This is a genomic window from Arsukibacterium sp., from assembly GCF_041616895.1.
Classification (GTDB): Bacteria; Pseudomonadota; Gammaproteobacteria; order Enterobacterales; family Alteromonadaceae; genus Alishewanella.
The window spans coordinates 33,841-53,963 of sequence record NZ_JBFJPY010000002.1; the positions used below are offsets into that span (position 1 = coordinate 33,841).

Here is a 20,123-nt window from a genome sequence, read left to right on the forward strand (position 1 = left end):
ATCAGGCTAATAGCTATGTTTGGCGGTACCACCGCGGCACGATTAGTGATTTTTTAGCCAATTTTCAGCAATGTAAAGTTTTTCGCTTTCTCAGCCCAAAAAAAAGCCCTGCGTCGCAGGGCTTTTTTAAGCGCTATACAATAAATCAGTACCGTTAGTGTTTACCAAATTTTTCTGCCAGGTACAGCCAGGTTTCTAACACGGTATCCGGATTCAATGAGACACTATCAATGCCTTGCTGCATTAACCAACCGGCAAAATCTTCATGATCTGAAGGTCCCTGGCCACAAATGCCAATGTACTTGCCTTTGGCTTTACAAGTTTTAATCGCCATCTCCAGTAATTTATATATCGCCGGGTTTCGCTCATCAAATAAGTGAGCAATTAGGCCACTATCCCGATCCAGGCCCAGGGTTAACTGGGTTAAATCGTTTGAACCAATTGAAAAGCCGTCAAAATATTCGAGAAACTCTTCTGCTAGCAGCGCATTCGATGGCAATTCACACATCATGATGACCCGCAAACCATTTTCGCCACGTTTCAAGCCATGCTCTGCCAGTAATTCAATTACCGCTGCAGCTTCTTCCAAAGTGCGAACGAACGGGATCATCACCTCAACGTTAGTAAAGCCCATAATATTGCGAACCCGCTTTAACGCTTCAACTTCTAACGCGAAACAATCGCGGAAGTCTTTCGAGATATATCGCGAAGCACCGCGAAAACCAATCATCGGGTTTTCTTCATGCGGCTCGTACTGCCGTCCGCCAACCAGGTTGGCATATTCGTTGGATTTAAAATCTGACATCCGGACAATGACTTTTTGCGGCGCAAAAGCACACGCCAACGTTGCAATACCCTCTGTCAACTTAGCAATATAAAACTCAACCGGATCGCTATAGCCTGCAATCATCTGACTGATGGTGGCTTTTAGCTCAGGGGTTTGGGCATCAAAATTTAACAATGCTTTGGGATGCACACCAATCATCCGGTTGATAATAAACTCTAACCGGGCCAGACCAATACCAGCGTGGGGCAATTTCGCAAATGAAAATGCCCGCTCAGGGTTGCCGACATTCATCATAATTTTCAAATCCAGTGCCGGCATCTGATCTACCCGACTACTAACCACTTTGTAGTCCAGTTTGCCATCGTAAATAAATCCGGTATCGCCCTCGGCACAAGATACTGTAACCTGCTGGCCTGTTTTTAATTTGCTGGTAGCATCGCCACATCCGACAACCGCAGGTATTCCCAATTCTCTGGCAATAATTGCGGCATGACAGGTACGGCCGCCGCGATTGGTAACGATTGCCGAAGCCCGCTTCATAATGGGCTCCCAATCTGGGTCTGTCATATCGGTTACCAGCACATCACCTGGCTGGATTTGATCCATCTGTTCAATGCCTTTAAGCACTTTAGCGGTACCAGCGCCAATTCGCTGGCCAATCGCTCGGCCTTCCACCAGCACCGGAGCCGAGCCTTGCAACTGAAAACGCTCCATGCTGTTACTGTCTTCGCGGCTTTTAACTGTTTCCGGCCTGGCCTGCACAATATACAGCTTGCCATCATTACCGTCTTTCGCCCACTCAATATCCATCGCCCTGCCATAGTGTTCGGCGATGATCACGGCCTGCTTTGCCAGCTCAGTCACTTCAGCATCCGTTAAAGAAAACTGCTGGCTACGCTCTGTGGCAATATCAACAATTTTGACTTGTTTACCATGGTCCTGTTCTGCTGAATACACCATTTCAACTTTTTTACTGCCCAGATTCCGTTTCACTACCGCTGGTCTACCGGCCGCCAGTGTCGGTTTGTGGACATAAAACTCATCAGGATTTACCGCACCCTGCACCACCATTTCGCCAAGACCATAAGAAGAGGTAATAAAGACCACATCTTCGAAACCGGATTCAGTATCGATACTAAACATGACGCCAGAAGAGGCGATATCAGAGCGCACCATTTTCTGCACACCAGCAGATAGCGCAACACCCCGGTGATCGTATCCCTGATGCACCCGGTATGAAATGGCCCGATCATTAAATAACGACGCAAACACATGTTTTATGGCAACAATGACCGCATCGTAGCCGCGAACGTTTAAAAACGTTTCCTGCTGTCCTGCAAAAGAGGCATCAGGCATATCTTCAGCCGTAGCAGAAGAGCGAACTGCAAACGACACATCATGCGTTGGATCAGCATGTAGTTGCTGATAAGCGTCCCGAATCGCCTGCTCTAACTCAGGTTGAAATGGGGTATCGATTACCCACTGCCGAATTTGAGCACCGGCTTTACTGAGCGCAGCAACATCATCGACATCCAGGCCATCGAGCAACTGATATATGCGCTCGTTAACGCCGCTTTGTTCAAGGAACTGATTAAAGGCATCCGCGGTAGTGGCAAATCCGCCCGGCACCTGCACCCCGGCATTGGCCAGGTTACTGATCATTTCACCTAGGGAAGCATTTTTACCCCCTACCCGATCCACATCATGCATACCCAGCTTTTCATACCAAATCACAAATTCTTGCACAGTTCGTCTCCATTTTTTGTTGAAGGGCGTGTAAGCTTACCAGTAGCATTACAAAGCACTTTGATTTTACACTCTGGCTGAGATTAATTAAAACCCTAATTTACATGTAATTTTATAACAACAAATTGGAGATTACCTTGCGGACAGCTTTCTATATATCTGATGGAACCGCCATTACTGCAGAGGTATTTGGCCATGCCTTACTTACTCTATTTCCAGCACAATTCGAGCATATTACGATACCTTTCGTGGAATCAGCTGATATGGCATTGCAAGTAAAGCAGAGAATTAATGATCGGTATAAAACAACGGGAGTAAAACCACTTATTTTCCAGACATTTGTCGATGATAATTTGCGGCATATTATTAACAGCAGTGACGGTATTTGTTACGACTTTTTAAACACCTTCGTTGAACCTATTCAGCGCGAATTAGGCGTTGCGCCAGTACCTAAAACGCATCGCACGCACAGTATGCATGAGAAAACCTACGATTTTCGCATTGACGCCGTAAATTTTTCTCTGGCTAATGATGATGGTGCCAATATGAAAAATTTTGACCAGGCAGACATTATTCTGGTGGGCGTAAGCCGCTCTGGCAAAACGCCTACCAGTCTTTATCTGGCCTTACAATATGGCATAAAGGCCGCCAACTATCCGTTTGTAGAGGAAGACATGCAAGCGCTACGCCTGCCACCAGAGCTGATGCGAAATAAAGATAAGTTGTTTGGGTTAAGTATTACCGCTGAACGACTGAGCCAGATCCGACAACAACGCCGGCCTGACAGCAGGTACGCTTCGATCAGGCAATGCGCTACAGAATTACATGAGGTGGAGGCATTATACCGCCAGGAGCAAATACCCTTCCTTAATTCAACGCATCTTTCTATTGAAGAGATTTCTGCGAAAATCATTGCCAAAACCGGATTAAAACGTCATAAATATTAAAACAGGCCCGCGCTGGGCCTGTTTTAATATTTTATCGGGCTACTTAAAATAGGCCTTTTTACAGGGCGTTCGTTTGCCGACGCGACTAGCGATAGCTACTTGCAATAGCAACTTGCAATAGCTACTTGCGACTGGCGCTAAGCGTATCAGCAATTAAAAATGCCAATTCCAACACCTGATCTGCATTTAACCGCGGATCGCACTGGGTAAAATAACGCTTACTTAAGTCATGTTCACTCAAACCGTAAGCACCACCGGTACACTCGGTCACATGCTCACCGGTCATTTCCAGATGAATACCACCGGCATGCGTTCCCTCCGCTTTGTGAACGGCAAAGAAATTTCGGATTTCCCGTAAAATAGCTTCAAAATCACGGGTTTTAAAGTCGTTACTGGCTTTAACCGTATTACCGTGCATCGGATCAGAACTCCAGACCACGGTACGCCCTTCTTGCTTCACTTTACGAACCAGCGCTGGCAGTTTATCGGCGAGCTTGTCAGCACCCATTCTGGTAATCAGGGTTAATCTGCCAGGCGTGTTGTTTGGGTTTAGCGCATCAATCAGTCTGATTAACTCATCAGGTTGCATTCCTGGCCCAATTTTAACACCTACCGGATTATGAATACCCCGAAAAAACTCCAGGTGGGCATGATCTAACTGACGGGTACGCTCACCAATCCAGACCATATGCGCAGAGCAGTCATACCAATCACCGGTAAGGGAGTCGCGACGGGTCAGTGCTTCCTCGTAATTAAGTAACAAGGCTTCGTGTGAGGTATATAGCTGAGTCTCACGAATCGAGGGTGAGTTTTGGGCGGTAATGCCGCAAATCTCCATAAAGCGCAAGGCTTCCTGGATCCGTTGTGCCACGTTATGATAGCGATCTTTTAATGGATTAGACTCAACGAATCCCATATTCCATTTACTGACCTGATGTAAATCGGCTAACCCGCCCTGAGCAAAAGCTCTGAGCAAATTCAGAGTAGCAGCAGAATGGTGGTAAGCCGTCACCAGCCGGTTAGGATCAGGTTGACGAGCAGCCTCCGTAAACTCAAAACTATTAACAATATCGCCACGGTAACTTGGTAAGGTAATGTCATTTATGGTTTCAAGATCACTGGAACGAGGTTTAGCGTACTGCCCCGCCATCCGGGCAACTTTAACAACGGGCAAACCACCGGCATAAGTTAACACCACCGCCATTTGTAGCAGCACTTTAAAGGTGTCACGGATTTTGGGCGCATTAAAGTCATTAAAGCTCTCAGCGCAATCTCCACCTTGCAATAAAAAACCATTACCATTAGCAACTTGTCCTAATTGCGTATGTAAATCTCTGGTTTCCTGCGCAAAAACAAGCGGTGGATAACGATGTAACTGTTTTTCAATTTGCGCCAGTAGATGCGGATCCTGATAAGACGGTTGTTGTTGTATTGGCAGAGCTCGCCAGCTATCTGGCGTCCAGGTGGTCACGATGCGTTTCCTATAGGTTGAAATGATAATACGGTGCCAAGTTATAGACTTCCGGACGTAAATTCAATCCTGAACTCAGAGTTTTTCGCTCTAATACCGGCGTAATCGGAATAAGCCGGGCTAAACCATTATTTAGGATGCAACTCAGGCGCCGTAATTAACTTGTCGCAAGACTGTTCGATTAAATCCAATACCAACTCGAAACCTTTACTACCGCTGTAATAGGGATCAGGAACCTCAGCCACAGACGGATATTCCGGATGATAAGAGAGGAATAATTTAATTTTATGCTGATGATCCGGCGGACAGCGCCTTTTTAATTCCGCTAAGTTTTCATTATCCATCGCCAGAATAAGATCAAAATCGGCGAAATCCTGCTCAAATACCGGACGCGAATAAAGACCGCTAAAGTTGTATCCTCTGGCAATACCTGCCTCAATGCTGCGGCTATCGGGCCGCTCGCCCCGGTGAGAAGCACTGGTACCAGCAGAATCAATCTCAATATTAAGCTGTCGCTGTAACGCTTTATGCTTTAGTACCGCATGAGCAGTGGGTGATCGACAAATGTTTCCTAAACAGACAAGCAGAACTTTTTGGCTGCGCATGGTCGCTCCTTAACGAAGATGTTGCCATTAAACTGAAAAATCGCACCCTGTGCAATAGTTAAAAAATAGCGGCATTTTTGCTGCTTTATTTTAACTTTAACCAGCTTCAACAGTTGCAATTGGCAGCCACGCGGTACAGTATACCAAGGTAGTTTTAGTCAATGGTGAAGGCTAAAGTCGTTTGGAGGTGAAAACAATGGAACGGTTTTCGAGACTGATAATACTCTCAGAGCGTCAGCAATTGCATAATACTGCGATGCTCGCCCAGTCGGTTGGAATAAAAGTACAGCAGTGTAGTCGTGCCGACTTTATTCAGCAACCTGTTAAGTCAGGTGTATTAGTGGGTTGTCAGTTTAGTAGCCACGATCTTACCAAAAAAGGCTTATCGAACGAATTATCGATGCTGATGCAGCGTTGCCCGATATTTATTTTTCAGGCTGAGCGAGCACTAATTGACCCGGCATTTGCAGTTCACAGTGGGATCAGAGGCTTGATCTATCGTGATGAACAATTAGACCGGGTGTTAACCGCATTGAAAACCCTGATGTCTGGTCAGTTATATTATTCGCGTACGGTGATGTCGGACGTGGTAGATTTGCTGATCAATAAACCTAAAAAAATAATCTCAGATGCCACAGCCAGTGCTAATGCCCAACTAACCCGGCAAGAGAAGCGAATAATCGGATTGGTTGCACAAGGCGCCCGTAACAAAGAAATTGCAGAAACACTGAATATCAGCGCCCATACTGTCAAAGCGCATTTGTCAGCTATCTTCAGAAAAACGCAGGCTCGCAACCGGGTTGAATTGCTGCGTTGGTTGCAGCAATCCAACCTGATATTAGAAAGTCAGCCTGAGCTGGCAAGATTGGCCTGATCATCAGTTCGCCAGAAACCACGCTCCAAGCCGATACTGATTAATTCAACCACAGCACTTTCCATTGCCTGCTTTACGCAATACTGCACAGGTTCATTGGTTGAATAGCCGCCTTCCATTTCAACCAATCTGTTCAATGAAACATAACGGAATAAGCCCGCACGTAACTCCTGTGAAAATACTTTTTTAGTGGTAGAGACAGAAAGCAGTACCTGGCCGGTATAAACATCGATTGCTCGTAAATACACCGTAACCTGATCTTCGCGATAAAGTTCTGACAATCCCAGGCCAAAATATTCAGCGCCAATACCACCTGTTGTTAGGTTCGTTTCATACCCAATGATGCCACCCTCGAATACCAGACGCGCCTCTTTTAATGGTGGTAATTCAGTTAATTTTTTATTAGAGCCATATATTTTCCGCTCAGTAAGCAAGTTCTGCAGTCCTTCCCGCTCCAATGGCGCAAACCAGCCACTATCAAGCAAGATCTGGGTTAGCATTGAGGTTGCCCCCTGAGTTACTGCGGTAGAGAAACTGGATACATTGCCCTGAGGTTTGTATTGTCCAGTCTGGTCCCGAAAAGCATAGACAGAAACGGGAATTTGTTGCCGTGGCTTTGCTTGTTGTTGTAACGACTGCATTGTGCTGCTAATCGAATCAACACTGGCGGGCGTAATACTAAGTTCTGGTTTCGGTACCAGAGAGCATCCTGCAATAGCAGATATCAGGACTAAAATAATTACTGCTTTCATTACTAACCCCCAATCACAGGAATAGTAATGATGGTAACTTCACCGGTATCAAGGTTAGTAATATTGACAATAACACTGCCATCGGTGCCGGTCGTAATCTCAACCAGAAACTCACCCGTATTGTAAATGCCGTCAACCAAGTCACCATCCGCTATTCGTCTGGTCAGCGAGTTTATAATATTTCGCTCCAATGCTTCCTGGAACTTATCTACAAAAGATAATGTTGGCCTCTCTTCACTAAAGCTGTTCTGGCTTTGAGCTTTTTGCAGCAAAAAGTTTCCATTTAGCGGATTGCCACCAAAGCTTGGATTAATAGGGGTATAGACTAATTCAGTTGCACTTACGCAGGCAGATGCCAGCAGGAATACCAGTACTGCAGTTTGTTTCATTATTATTCCCTTTAGTATATTTCTTGTTCCTGATCACCCAGTAGCATGCTGGCCTGAATATTAGCCAGTTCATTAATACTGCGTAAAATTGCCTGCTCAGCCATCTCTTTCACATTGTTATAGCGCCGGCCAAAGTAGGTTTGATAAACACGTTGTTGGTTCATTTCGACCCACAGAAATGTACCTGCCTGCGGATATACTTGTTCATAGATAACGACCGACACACCTTCCGTTGCCGGCATATCACGCCAGTAACCAGAGTAATAGAACATAAAATCTTTGCCAAAACGCGAGATGGTGCGGTCAATCACTAAGCCGCTTAATTCGATATCATTTGCTGCTACTTTAAGCGGTAGCAGCAAACATAACAGCAGAAAAATTACTTTCATATGCCTTTGGCGGTCATTAGCCGCCCTTTACGTTAGTTTTGAGTAACAATTGCAGTATTAAAGTCACCCAGCTGCGTAATATTCATAATATTACCATTGCCATACTGCTCACCTAACACCAGATTATCGTTACCAAGTTGACTGATCGCAACCGTACCATTCTCACCTGAAAGTGCAAAGTAGCCATCATTACCAGCAACCCAGTTACCATTGCCCTCTTGTAAAATGTCGGCAAAGTTACCGCTACCCTCAACCAGCATATCTACCAGGTTCAGATCGCCATCCTGCTGCACACCAATACTGTTTTCTGCAACCACGATATCACTGGTAAGAAGCACTTCATTCATATTACCCATTTGATCAACCCTGATATCGTTATCAATACCAACAATATCAACTACGGCAAAGTTATCATCGCCCCGCTGCATAATGTCAGTGTTATTATCAATCCCTACTAGGGCTACACCAGCAAAATTGTTATTTCCGCGGCTATATATGTCAGCACTATTGCCATCAACACCTAACACCATTTCAGCGGTGTTCATGTCACCGTCCTGATAAATGGTTAAATCGTGATTGTCACCATCAGTCGCTACTACCGCATAGTTTTCAGTACCATCTTGGCGAACATCAATCAGGTTATTATTGCCAACCAGACCCAGTGGGGCTTCAACCAGATTGCTAACACCGGTTTGGTCAATCAGGATCCAGTTGGTGTCGCCGGTTACCGGTTCCACCAGAAATACGTTATCGGTTCCATCCTGTTTAACATCAATCAGGTTATCATTGCCGGTAACATTGGTTGCGATAAAGGCATTTAGCATGCCTTCCTGTTGCACGTAAATGGCATTGTTATCACCGGTTAAACCAACTACACCACCGACGTTCTGGTCTCCAAACTGCTCAGATTCAAACTCATTGGCATTACCTGCTACGCCGAGCATAGCTGCTTCGTTACTATCTCCTTCCTGATAGCTGTAAAACATGTTGTCATTGCCGGTAAAGTCGGCATTCGACCAGTTGCTGTTACCGCTTTGCTCAATTTCGGCAATATTCATGTCGCCAATTAAAGTAGCGAAGGCTTCGTTTAAATCACCCGCTTGAAAAACAACGGTATCATTCACATTACCTTCTACAATAATTGACGCCTGATTGTAAAAGCCGTCCTGGGTAACCGTAACGATGTTATCGTTACCAGTAATATCGCTAGAAGCGATGTGCCAATCGGCGAATTGTTCCATCCGCACGGAGTTATCGTTACCAGTGTTAAAACTATAAGCCTCCAACCACAGACCATTCTGCAAAACACTGCCATAGTTCAATTCACCAACTTGCTCAATGATGGCCAGATTGGCATTGCCCCCCGTATTGGTTTGAGTTATTTCAGCAGTGTTACCTTCTCCAGAACCAGCTGCTGAGCTTTGCATAATAATAGCTTCATTCTCTGCCATAACATTGCCTGCAAAACACAAAGCAATTGCCATACTTAATAAATGTTTACGCGGTTTAATAAGGTTCATGTGATTCTCCCTGAGTCTCTTATTAGTATTGAATTATTGAGATTTCAGCACCGTTGCCAATCTGTTCAATCGAAAAACTGCGGTTTCCCCATTGCTCTAATCGGATTAGGTTGCTCTCTCCCTGCTGTAAAATATCAGCACTGTTATTGTTACCAAATTGCCGGATCTGCGCCTGATTACCACTGCCATACTGCTGCAGAAAGATCTGGTTAAGCACACCTTGTTGTAATAAAACAGCATAATTAGCATCGCCACCTTGCGTTACATCAGCCACATTCAAATCGCCCAGCTGAGTAATATCAACTCCATTAGCTAACGCATGACGCTCAATTAGTGAAGTTAACTGTACTGAAACATCTGCAAACGCCAACCCGCTGGTTACAACTCCAGCTATCAGAATCACCACCCTGAAATTTACATTTAGCACAAGTATTCCTTCATTCATTATTACAACTCTCAGACTAAAGAGTTCTTTTGAAGCCACAATAGGACAAATGTTTTATTTTTCACTTCAAATAACCAGCACTAAATATTATTTATTTATCTTATAGATACAGATTCTTAAGCAACAATGGTTAACATGTGGACGCCCTTAACTACTAATCCATTATTACTATTTTTCTTTATATATGATCAAATTGTTAATAAACGTGCTAATGCTTATTGGTGCAGTATACAAGCATATTTTTTTACAAATAATTAAAATAGGAACTACTATGTCCAAGCAAAAAATTCTGGCGCTAGCGGTTACCGCAGCGCTATGTTCCGGTTCAGCATTCGCGGCGAATAACGCTGCACAAGCCGATGATTCTATTCTTGTTATGTTCAAACCAGGCGTATCCAAACAAGAACGTGTTTCCATTGTAAAACGCAGTGGCGCAAGTCTGCGGCAGCTCGACACTCAGGGGCGTGACATTAAAATGCGGCATATTGCGGATGGGCGCATTGCCAAAATTAAGGTTCCTAAAGGCATTAATCGTGATTTCTTAATCAAACAACTTGCCTCCAACCCTGCTATTGAAGTCGCTGAGCCTAATTATCTGGTAAAAGCATTAGCAGCCCCTCTCGCGGTTCCTAATGATCCCCGATTTGGTGAAATGTGGTCGTTAAACAATACCGGCCAGAATGGCGGTACGGCAGGTGCCGATATCGGTGCTGTTGCAGCCTGGGATATCACCACAGGTAGTCGTGATGTGGTTATTGGCGTAATCGATTCAGGGATGGACTACAATCATCCCGATTTAATTCCAAACCGCTGGGAAAATGACGGCAGCTATCCTGGACACCCATATGGTTATTCAACGTTAAACGAAAATAACGATCCGATGGACAGCGATAGCCATGGCACCCATGTTGCCGGCACTATCGGTGCTGGTGGCGACAATGGTATTGGTGTAACTGGTGTCAACTGGAACGTAACATTACTGCCTTGTCAGTTTCTTGGTCCCACGGGTGGTAGTACAGCAGGTGCTATCGAATGTATTGATTACTATACCGACTTAAAAACAAATTTTGGTGTAAACGTTAAAGCGACGAATAACTCCTGGGGTGGTGGTGGTTTCTCTGAAACCTTGCGCGCCGCCATTCAATCAGGTGGCGATGCCGGTATTTTATTTATTGCGGCATCGGGCAACGATGGCGCTGATGCTGATGTCAGCCCCATGTATCCGGCAGGATATGATTTGGATGTTATTGTTTCTGTTGCGTCAACTGACCGCAATGACAACTTGTCAGTATTTTCGTCTGGCGCTTCTAATTATGGCCTAACGACCGTTGATCTTGGCGCCCCGGGCTCCGCTATTTTATCTACCATTCCTGGTAATAGTTATGCTGCTTACTCTGGTACATCAATGGCCTCGCCTCATGTAGCCGGCGCCGCAGCGCTGTTATGGTCTATAAATCCGGACATCACGCCATTAGAAATGAAAGCAATTCTGATGGGCAGTGGTGATGAACTTGCTTCACTTGATGGTAAAACGGTTTCTGGCAAGCGGTTGAATCTGGTAAACGCGCTGGCAGATGCTGACCCCACGCCGAGTTTCCGCTTAGCATTATCTCCCAGAAGCCAGCAGATAAGCGCTGGTGATACTGCTGAGTTCACCCTTGACGTCGGTAATCTGGCTGACTGGATGGGCGATGTAGAGCTGAGCGTCAGTGTCGATCCAAGCATTCAAGGCGTCAGCCTATCTGCTGAAACGGCCCAACCGGGTGACACTGTTACTGTCTCGGTACCGACCCTGGCCGAGACAGCATGGGGCGATTATCTTGTTACTGTAACAGGTATTGATGCTGCTGACCCTACAGTAGTTAAAAGCGTAGCTGCAACGCTGGCTATACTGCCGCAAGGTCTGGCTGATTTCAGTTTCGAGAACACCACTCCTATCGCCATTCCTGATAACAACGCCACGGGTATTGAAAGCGTTATCAACGTGCCAACTGAAGGTACTGTATTTAACGTAGAAGCTGGCGTTAATATCACCCATACCTGGCGAGGCGACTTGCTTGTTAGCCTGACCTCTCCGCAAGGTACAGAACTCATCCTGCATAACCGTAGTGGCGGCAGTGCAGATGACTTGGTTGAAAGCTGGACTGTTGACAGCTTTAATGGCGAAGCGATGCAAGGTGACTGGACGTTAAACGTATCTGACAATGCCGGTGCCGATTTAGGCACGTTAAACAGTTGGAACTTAACGATTACGGCACTTGGCGGTGATGTCGTCGATCCTGATCCGGTGGCACCCGCTGCAGACTTTAGTTTTGTTGCATCGGGACTGAGTGTCGATTTCATCGATAATTCTACTGATGCGAATGATGATATTAGCAGCTGGAGCTGGGATTTTGGTGACGGCGCGGTATCTGATGCACAAAATCCAAGCCACACGTACCCGGCAGGAGGCAGTTATGAAGTTACGCTGATGGTTACCGACAGTACCGGCTTAACTGATATGACAAGCCAGCTGATTACCCTAGTTGAGAGTGATATTAGTCTGACGTTGCATCGGGCAATCAGAGCGCGTACCGGCTCTACCATCGTTGACTTGCGCTGGACGGGTGCCACAGGAAACCTGGATCTGTATCGCGATGGTGAGTATATCGAAACAATCGAAAACGATGGCAGACATCGTGACCGGTTTAACTCGATGGCGGCCTCAGCAACCTATACCCTGTGTCTGGAAGGCACTTTGGTATGTTCAGCTGATTTAACAGTCGATTTCTGATATTCAATGTGTTCCAAAAAATAAGGCAGCTTCGGCTGCCTTATTCTTTGGTTGATCCTTACCGCAGAGCGGCTAGTATAGAAGATATCATTCAGCAGTAAGGAATCAGCGTGCTAGCGCAATTACATCAGGTTGAACAAAGCCTTAATCAGGTAATTCTTGGTAAACAACAGCAAATTCGTCTGGCGTTGTGTTGTTTACTCGCCGAAGGGCATTTACTGCTCGAAGACCTTCCTGGCCTCGGTAAAACCACCCTGGCGCATGCGCTTGCTAACAGCTTAGGTCTGAGTTACCGGCGGGTACAATTCACTAGTGATTTACTCCCCGCAGATCTCACCGGCATCAGCATATATGATACCCGGTCACAACAATTTCATTTTCAGCCGGGTCCGGTATTCTCCCAAGTGTTATTGGCCGACGAAATTAATCGCGCCAGCCCGAAAACCCAGAGTGCCTTGCTAGAAGCGATGGAAGAGCGCCAGGTTAGTACGGATGGGCAAACCCGGCCGTTACCCAGTCCTTTCTTTGTTATTGCTACTCAAAACCCGTTATTTCATGCCGGAACCTCCGCGTTACCTGAATCACAACTAGACCGCTTTTTAATGCGTTTATCGTTAGGGTTCCCGGAACGCGCCGCTGAACATCAGTTGCTGGTCGATGATAGCAAGGGCTCCCGCCTGCAATTTTTAACTCAACAGCTGGACAGTCATACCCTGCAAAGCCTGCAGCAGCAACTTGGTTCGGTTAATGTCAGCGATGCCGTTATTGATTATCTGCTTAGCCTGGTTGATGCCAGTCGCAGTCGCAATGATATGTTGCCGTTATCGCCACGCGCTTCCAAAGCTCTGTTAAGGGCAAGCAAAGCTCATGCTTTAATCACTGGCCGTGATTTTGTAACAGCCGATGACGTGCAGCAAGTCTTCCCATCAGTGGCAGAACACCGGCTAGATCCCCGCTCCAGTGCGGCGAGTCATTCACACAGTGATTTACTACTTGAGCAAACTGTTTGCCCGTTATGAACCACCTTAAGCGGCAGTTACAGCAGTGGTTTCGTCAGCAGTTTACGAGTTGGCTGAATAAGCGACAACCACTAGCCAGAGAAGTCACCCTTAGCCAGAAGATCATTTATATTCTGCCCAGCCGCTTCGGGCTATGGTATATTTTGCTGCTGGTACTGCTGTATTTGCTAGGAACAAATTATCAAAATAACTTAATTTTATTAATGAGTTACATGTTGGTATCGGTACTGCTTTTAGCGCTGACGTTAGCCTGGCGCAATTTGCACAATATTAGCGTAAGTTGTGCACCGGTGTTAACCGCATATGCAACAGAAACGCTGATGGTGCCAGTATCATTGCAAACAGCAGAGCAAAAACAGCAAATACAATGTTATTTTACTTATGAGCAGCAACCGTCGGTGCTTGCCGATGCCAATATGCGGGCGATGGTGCCGTTGGTTGTCAAAAAACGAGGTTATTTTCCATTACCTCGGCTTACCGTTCATAGTTACTATCCTTTTGGTTTGTTTAATTGCAAAAGCATGCTGATGCTTGATTATCATTTCTGGGTATTTCCAACGCCGCTGCCTTCAGAGTCGGCGGACGCCCTGGCTGAAAATAGTGGCAATAAAAACCAGGTTGCAGAAGATTACGATACGATCCGTAGCTACCAGGCTGGGGACAGCTTAAAACTAATGTTGTGGAAGCGGCTGGCCCGTGATCCAGCCAATCCGGTTGTCAAATATGCACCTAGTGTGCCTTTGCCTGAACCAGACTGGATAACCATTCCAGCAGTTACCGGGGCGGCCCTGGAGCTGGCGCTGTCAAAAGCCTGCTATATGATGTTGCAACTGGAACAACGCAGTAAGCCTTATGGTCTGCGGATCCAAAGCAAAAGTATCAATCCGTCCTGTGGCCAGCAGCATTTGCAACGCTGTTTACGGGAGTTGGCTTTATGTTAGTGCTATTAAGCCGCCAGGCGATCATCTCGTTTACTATTATTTTACTAGCCATCATTGGGTTACTTCATCAGGCGTTACCGCTATGGTACAGCGCTATCTTGTTGCTGCTGCTGGCGTACCGCTGGCCGTTGCAGCGAAGCGGGAGCAAGGTTAATAAGCTGAAACGTGTCAATATTATTGCAGCGCTCATCCTGCTGTTATTGCTTATCAGCCTGAAACAAAGCGGTATTTTTCACTTTATGCTACAGATATTGCTGCTTTCTGCAGTAAGTCGCATGATGCTGATCCGTCAGCGGCATGACAGTCATCAGTTGCTCTGGGTGTTATACTTCCTGTTGGCCTGCTGTTTTATTTTTTACCAGAGTATATTATTAAGCTTGCTGATTCTGGGGTTACTGTTATTTACCCTGTTTCAACACTATCAGCTTTACGCCAGCAAACAGCTTCGGTTGCAGTGGTTGCAGCTGGGAAAAGCGCTATTGCTTACGTTTCCAATATGGATCTCATTATTTCTATTATTCCCGCGCTTACAACCCTTATGGCGGATCCCAACGGCTGAGTCCGCGATAACCGGTCTGGCAGATAGTCTGGATCCTGGCAGCATTGAAAATCTGGTGCAGAGCGACAAACTCGCATTTCGGGCAATTTTCAGCGGGCCATTGCCCGCACGACAGCAATTGTATTGGCGCGCGAAAGTTTACGAAGACTTTGATGGTCGTAGCTGGACAGTGAACCAACGGTTTGAAAGTCGTCAGGCCGCCATCCCACAAATTACTGAAAATAGCCGCAGTGAACAGGTTGATTACCAGATTATTACTGAAGTCAGTAACCAGCGTAGTGTATTTGCGCTTGGCATACCGTTGCAATCAACCAATACCGTACGCCCTGTTGCGGCTTATCTGGTTGAAGCCCAACGTCCCGTAAGCCAGCGGCTGAGTTATCAGGTTAGCAGTGATCTCTCAGCCATACCTGAAGATCATGCGACAGAGCAGCGACTGAATATCCGCACCGTCAATGCCAACCCAAAAACCCGGGCGCTCGCTACGGAATTGGCAGACAGAACTCAGTCAACGGCTGAGTTAATCGGGCAAATAAGTGAGCTATTCCGCCAGCAACCGTATTTTTATAGTCTTAACCCTCCTCGTCTGGGTGAAAACAGTATTGATGCCTTTCTGTTTGATAGCCGCAGCGGATTTTGCAGTCACTATGCTTCAGCGACTGCAGTATTATTGCGAGAAGCGGGTGTTCCGGCCAGAGTGGTAGGCGGTTATCAGGGCGGTGTCTGGCATGAAGAACAGCAGTATCTGGAAGTACGGCAACGAGAAGCCCATGCCTGGGTTGAATATTTCGATAATGGCGCCTGGCAACGGTTTGACCCCACCGCCGTTATCGCACCTGAGCGGGTTCTGGCAGGATTGGATGCCGTGTTATCAATGGAAGAGCAGGACCAGTTACAAGCTAACTGGCGGCGTTTTTCTGCAATTAATTACATTAATCAGCAGTTATTGCATTTGGATTATTACTGGTCAGTTTGGGTATTAGGATTTGACGACAGCCAGCAATACAATATTTGGCAACAACTCAAAGCGATTAGCAAACTGTTGGCAATCCTGGGTGGGTTTATCGTCTTGATGATAACAGTATGGTGGTATCTGAAATATCAGCGGCAACCGGCAAAATTTCCCCCGCCGGTTCGTTTAGTCAGGCGCTATTTAGGTAAGCAGATCCAGCATAAGCCAGCGGGCCAGCATTTCAGCCAATTTATCTATCAGCTCAAAAACTATAACCCGCTGCACGCCACCTTACTTGAAAAGATAGATGCGTTGTATCAGCGGGCATTATTTGCCAATGATCACAAGGCGCTATTGCAATTAAAACAACATTTAAAAAAGAATACTAAAATACTTAACCGGTTAAACTGGCCGCAGTAGCAGGCCAGTTTATGGTGGTAGATGATAATTGAGTCAGGTTAACGGGTAGCCAAAATACGCAGAGCCGTCTGGATATGCTCAGCACAGTGCACACCTAAATCGGTTAAATAACCACCATCAGTCTGGGTCAGTAACCCTTTAGCATGCAAGCGGGCGATGGCATCCCTGGTTTCGTTATCAGCATCTTTATGAACTTTTAACCCTTCCATTTGTGAGTCCAGGTTATATAAATTCAGAATTTTTATCTCAGCATTCAGCTCAGGTGTTACTGGCATAGCATAGGTCCTCTGTTGTTAGCAGATTCAAGATAGCCGTTATCGACAAATATTGGCAGCCTTTTCTGCACAAATTTATCGATTTGCCGACAATCTTTAGAGGCAACAGGCAACATTACCGTCCTTGATGACTCAGCCAGCCAGCGCTACTATTGTTGTGCTTTGGCGCACCATTAAATTGATTACTTAAGGTGCTCAGTCAGCGCCTGCAGGCAAAGTGCAATATTTTCACGTCGTGCGCCATAGCCCATTAAACCAATCCGCCATGTTTTACCAGCCATCTCACCAAGGCCGGCGCCAAGCTCCAGATTATAATGCTCCAGCAGCGCACTGCGCAGCGTGGCATCATCCGCACCTTGCGGAATATATACGTGGTTTAATTGGGGTAAGCGGTGTGGCGCCGCCACTACAAACTCCAGGCCCAGCTTAGTTAAACCCTCTGCCAATAACTGATGCATCTTCTGGTGGCGCTGCCATGCCTGTTCAAGCCCTTCATTTGCCAGTAAGCGCAGCGCTTCATGCAGTGCATATAAGCTATTAACTGGCGCGGTATGATGGTAACTGCGCTTGCCTTGCCCGCTCCAGTAGGCCATCACCAGACTTTGATCTAAAAACCAGCTTTGCACCGGAGTTTTACGCTGCTGAATTTTGGTAACAGCGCGCGGCGAAAACGACACCGGCGATAAACCCGGAACGCAGGATAAACATTTCTGACTACCAGAATAAATGGCATCAATACCCCACTCGTCAACTCTGAGCTCAACACCCCCTAGCGAGGTGACGGCATCAACAATAGACAAACAGTCATATTGCCGGGCTAAGGCACACAGGGTTTTCGCGTCACTTAGTGCTCCGGTAGACGTTTCAGCATGCACAAAAGCAATAAAGCGCGCATCGGGGTGTTTTTTCAATGCATCTTCAACATGTTGCGGGTTAACCGGCTCACCCCAAGCGTTATCCACACACACCGCAACACCACCACAGCGCTCAACATTCTGGCGCATTCGCTCACCAAAAACGCCGTTACGACAGACAATAACCTTTTCACCGGGTTCAACCAGATTCACAAAACAGGTTTCCATACCGGCGCTGCCGGGCGCAGAGACCGCGATAGTCACCGGGTTTTGGGTTTGAAACGCGTATTGCAATAGTTGCTTCAGCTCATCCATCATGCCGATAAACAATGGGTCTAAATGGCCCACTGTCGGCCTGGCCTGTGCAGCCAGTACCTGTGGATAAACATCGGACGGACCCGGGCCCATTAAAATACGGCGTGGCGGATTAAACGTGGCAATGCCAGGCGCTGGAAAAAGTGCCTGAGGTGTTGTTTGTTGTTTTGCCTGTTGCATAAAAACTCCGGCTAATGATTTTTGCTTACCATAGCAAAACCAGCGGTTCATGCCAGTACTGTTCGGCTATTGCCGCTATTCAAAGGATTAATAGTAACCGATTGCCACTTTTGCCTACGGCCCTTTAACTGCAAAAGAAAAAGGCCCCTGCTTCGGGGCCTGCTACTGTGTAGCTTTAAACATTAAAACTCGCGGCGGTTTCGCAGCGCTTCAATCCTTTTCTCTAATGGCGGATGGGTTAACAGCAACTCAGACTTTGGTTTTTTACCAGCAATACCAAAAGCCATTAAACTGCCTTCAAGCCGGCTTTCATGGTTATGCTTCAATCTTTCAAGTGCTGCAACCATTTTATCCGGCCCTTCTAAGCGCGCCGCACCGGCATCGGCTCGGTATTCACGCTGGCGTGAAAACCACATAACAATAATGCTGGCCAGAAATCCAAATACAATTTCCAGCACGATAACAATACCAAAATAGGCAAAGGTACCCAGTTGCTGATTATTATTGCGAATGGCACCAGCAATTAAGCGGGCAAAGAAAATAACAAAGGTGTTTACCACGCCCTGGATCAGGGTCAAGGTGACCATATCGCCGTTAGCAATGTGCGATACTTCATGGGCCAGTACGGCTTCTACTTCATCTTGTTTCATATTACGCAGCAAGCCTGTACTTACCGCCACTAAAGCTGCATTGCGGTTCATCCCGGTAGCAAATGCATTCATCTCCGGTGAGTCGTATACCGCGACTTCCGGCATACCAATACCCGCTTGCTTTGCCTGACGCTCAACTGTACGCATCAGCCATTGCTCGGTTGCGTTACGTGGCTGGGTAATAACCACCGCGCCGGTGGAACGTTTGGCCATCCATTTTGACAGCGCTAACGAAATGAAAGAGCCGCCAAAACCAAATATGGCTGCAAAAACCAACAACCCGCTGATACTGCTATGATCAATTCCCAAAAAGCTGAAAACGATATTCAGTACAATACTCAGTACTACAATAACCGCCAGGTTCGTTGCCAGAAACAGCAAAACTCTTTTCATATAACCCTACCTCAGTGACTTAACTGCTAACAATATATGGGCTGCCAGCTGAATTTCAAATTAAGCCATGCCGAAAATTTGTAAGAAAACATGTTTGACTGCACGTATTTCGCTACAATATCGGCCGAAACTGCAAACTCAAGCGGAGAACGTCATGCAATTACTATTATTGAGCAGCTCACGGGCCCACAACAGCGAGTATCTGGCGCCTTATATGAACTGGCTTAAATCGCAGCTTCAAGGCATAGACGAACTGCTTTTTATACCTTATGCCGGCGTTACGATTGACGCCGATGGTTATCTTAAGCAAGTTGCCAGCGCCTTAACGCCATTAAACATAAAAGTGACCAGCCTGCACCAGTATCGGCAGCCGCAGGAAGCAATCAGCAAAGCACAAGCGATAGCCGTGGGTGGCGGCAATACTTTTCAGCTACTTAAAAAGTTATATCAGGAAGATATCGTTAAGCTTATCAGGCAACGCGTAACCGAAGGGGTGCCGTATATTGGCTGGAGCGCCGGCTCTAACATTGCAGGTGCAAGCATTCGCACCACCAACGATATGCCGATTGTCGAACCGGAGTCATTTGACGCATTGCAGCTATTACCACTGCAGTTAAATCCGCATTACAGCGACTATAAGCCTGAGGGGTTTCACGGTGAAACCCGTGATATGCGCTTGGCAGAGTTTATGGTGTTAAACCCGACTACGCCGATTATTGCCATACCGGAAGGTACCGCATTACAACGTACCGGCGATGCCTTAACCCTGTTGGGGAATGGAGGTGGCTATTTATTTAGAGGCGGCAAGAAAACAGCCATAGCAGAAAACAGCGATTTATCTTATTTATTGGATTAAAAATAGCTACA

18 protein-coding genes are annotated in these 20,123 nt (G+C 46.4%); 7 read left to right on the forward strand and 11 right to left on the reverse strand.

The features are described from left to right. Positions 1–154: 154 nt before the first annotated feature. Positions 155–2,533 (reverse strand): phosphoenolpyruvate synthase, encoded by a 2,379-nt coding sequence (ppsA, locus tag ABY802_RS00700; RefSeq protein ID WP_372625028.1) that lies wholly within the window; start codon positions 2,531–2,533, stop codon positions 155–157. Positions 2,534–2,670: 137 nt separating this feature from the next. On the opposite strand from ppsA, the gene ABY802_RS00705 reads away from it, so the two are divergent. Beyond that, positions 2,671–3,480, forward strand: a complete 810-nt coding sequence (locus ABY802_RS00705; protein WP_372625030.1) for a pyruvate, water dikinase regulatory protein — start codon at positions 2,671–2,673, stop codon at positions 3,478–3,480. A 121-nt stretch (positions 3,481–3,601) separates the two neighbouring features. On the opposite strand, the gene ABY802_RS00710 is transcribed toward ABY802_RS00705, so the two are convergent. After that, the gene (locus ABY802_RS00710; RefSeq protein ID WP_372625147.1) at positions 3,602–4,954 is read right to left on the reverse strand and encodes a class II 3-deoxy-7-phosphoheptulonate synthase; all 1,353 of its coding nucleotides are present in this window, start codon (positions 4,952–4,954) and stop codon (positions 3,602–3,604) included. A gap of 125 nt (positions 4,955–5,079) precedes the next feature. After that, complete coding sequence (locus ABY802_RS00715; protein WP_372625032.1) at positions 5,080–5,556, reverse strand: low molecular weight protein-tyrosine-phosphatase; 477 nt, start codon at positions 5,554–5,556, stop codon at positions 5,080–5,082. 196 nt (positions 5,557–5,752) lie between these two features. Between ABY802_RS00715 and ABY802_RS00720 the strand changes: the two genes are divergently transcribed. Continuing rightward, entirely contained in the window at positions 5,753–6,430 is a 678-nt protein-coding gene (locus ABY802_RS00720; RefSeq protein ID WP_372625036.1) for a response regulator transcription factor, read from the forward strand. On the opposite strand, the gene ABY802_RS00725 is transcribed toward ABY802_RS00720, so the two are convergent. From ABY802_RS00725 to ABY802_RS00745, 5 genes are read right to left on the reverse strand one after another with little or no spacing between them, the layout of a single operon-like run. Beyond that, positions 6,403–7,182: a CsgG/HfaB family protein gene (locus tag ABY802_RS00725; protein WP_372625038.1), complete on the reverse strand. Its 780-nt coding sequence runs from the start codon at positions 7,180–7,182 to the stop codon at positions 6,403–6,405. The genes ABY802_RS00720 and ABY802_RS00725 overlap by 28 nt on opposite strands. 2 nt (positions 7,183–7,184) lie before the next feature. Beyond that, positions 7,185–7,571 (reverse strand): curli assembly protein CsgF, encoded by a 387-nt coding sequence (locus ABY802_RS00730; RefSeq protein ID WP_372625040.1) that lies wholly within the window; start codon positions 7,569–7,571, stop codon positions 7,185–7,187. 11 nt (positions 7,572–7,582) lie between these two features. After that, entirely contained in the window at positions 7,583–7,960 is a 378-nt protein-coding gene (locus ABY802_RS00735; protein WP_290613912.1) for a curli production assembly/transport protein CsgE, read from the reverse strand. 32 nt (positions 7,961–7,992) lie between these two features. Next, a complete protein-coding gene (locus ABY802_RS00740; RefSeq protein WP_372625043.1) occupies positions 7,993–9,480 on the reverse strand; it encodes a hypothetical protein in 1,488 nt (495 codons plus the stop codon). 22 nt (positions 9,481–9,502) lie between these two features. Next, positions 9,503–9,907, reverse strand: coding sequence for a curlin subunit CsgB (locus tag ABY802_RS00745; protein WP_372625045.1), 405 nt, complete (start codon positions 9,905–9,907; stop codon positions 9,503–9,505). A 289-nt stretch (positions 9,908–10,196) separates the two neighbouring features. On the opposite strand from ABY802_RS00745, the gene ABY802_RS00750 reads away from it, so the two are divergent. The 4 genes from ABY802_RS00750 (at position 10,197) to ABY802_RS00765 (ending at position 16,589) form a co-directional block, all read left to right on the forward strand. Beyond that, on the forward strand, positions 10,197–12,698 hold the full coding sequence (locus ABY802_RS00750; protein ID WP_372625047.1) for a S8 family serine peptidase: 2,502 nt from the start codon (positions 10,197–10,199) through the stop codon (positions 12,696–12,698). Between the two features lie 110 nt (positions 12,699–12,808). Then, positions 12,809–13,717, forward strand: a complete 909-nt coding sequence (locus ABY802_RS00755) for an AAA family ATPase (protein WP_372625049.1) — start codon at positions 12,809–12,811, stop codon at positions 13,715–13,717. Further along, positions 13,714–14,658: a hypothetical protein gene (locus ABY802_RS00760; RefSeq protein WP_372625051.1), complete on the forward strand. Its 945-nt coding sequence runs from the start codon at positions 13,714–13,716 to the stop codon at positions 14,656–14,658. The genes ABY802_RS00755 and ABY802_RS00760 overlap by 4 nt, the downstream gene beginning before the upstream one ends. Further along, entirely contained in the window at positions 14,652–16,589 is a 1,938-nt protein-coding gene (locus ABY802_RS00765; protein WP_372625053.1) for a transglutaminaseTgpA domain-containing protein, read from the forward strand. The genes ABY802_RS00760 and ABY802_RS00765 overlap by 7 nt, the downstream gene beginning before the upstream one ends. 38 nt (positions 16,590–16,627) lie before the next feature. On the opposite strand, the gene ABY802_RS00770 is transcribed toward ABY802_RS00765, so the two are convergent. The 3 genes from ABY802_RS00770 to htpX all read right to left on the reverse strand — a co-directional run bounded on the left by ABY802_RS00770 (position 16,628) and on the right by htpX (position 19,256). Beyond that, on the reverse strand, positions 16,628–16,864 hold the full coding sequence (locus ABY802_RS00770; protein ID WP_290613926.1) for a TIGR02647 family protein: 237 nt from the start codon (positions 16,862–16,864) through the stop codon (positions 16,628–16,630). Between the two features lie 182 nt (positions 16,865–17,046). Next, the gene (locus ABY802_RS00775) at positions 17,047–18,126 is read right to left on the reverse strand and encodes an alanine--glyoxylate aminotransferase family protein (protein ID WP_372625148.1); all 1,080 of its coding nucleotides are present in this window, start codon (positions 18,124–18,126) and stop codon (positions 17,047–17,049) included. A gap of 269 nt (positions 18,127–18,395) precedes the next feature. Continuing rightward, complete coding sequence (gene htpX, locus ABY802_RS00780; RefSeq protein ID WP_372625055.1) at positions 18,396–19,256, reverse strand: protease HtpX; 861 nt, start codon at positions 19,254–19,256, stop codon at positions 18,396–18,398. Between the two features lie 154 nt (positions 19,257–19,410). Between htpX and pepE the strand changes: the two genes are divergently transcribed. After that, positions 19,411–20,112, forward strand: coding sequence for a dipeptidase PepE (pepE, locus tag ABY802_RS00785; protein ID WP_372625057.1), 702 nt, complete (start codon positions 19,411–19,413; stop codon positions 20,110–20,112). The last annotated feature ends 11 nt before the right edge of the window (positions 20,113–20,123 follow it).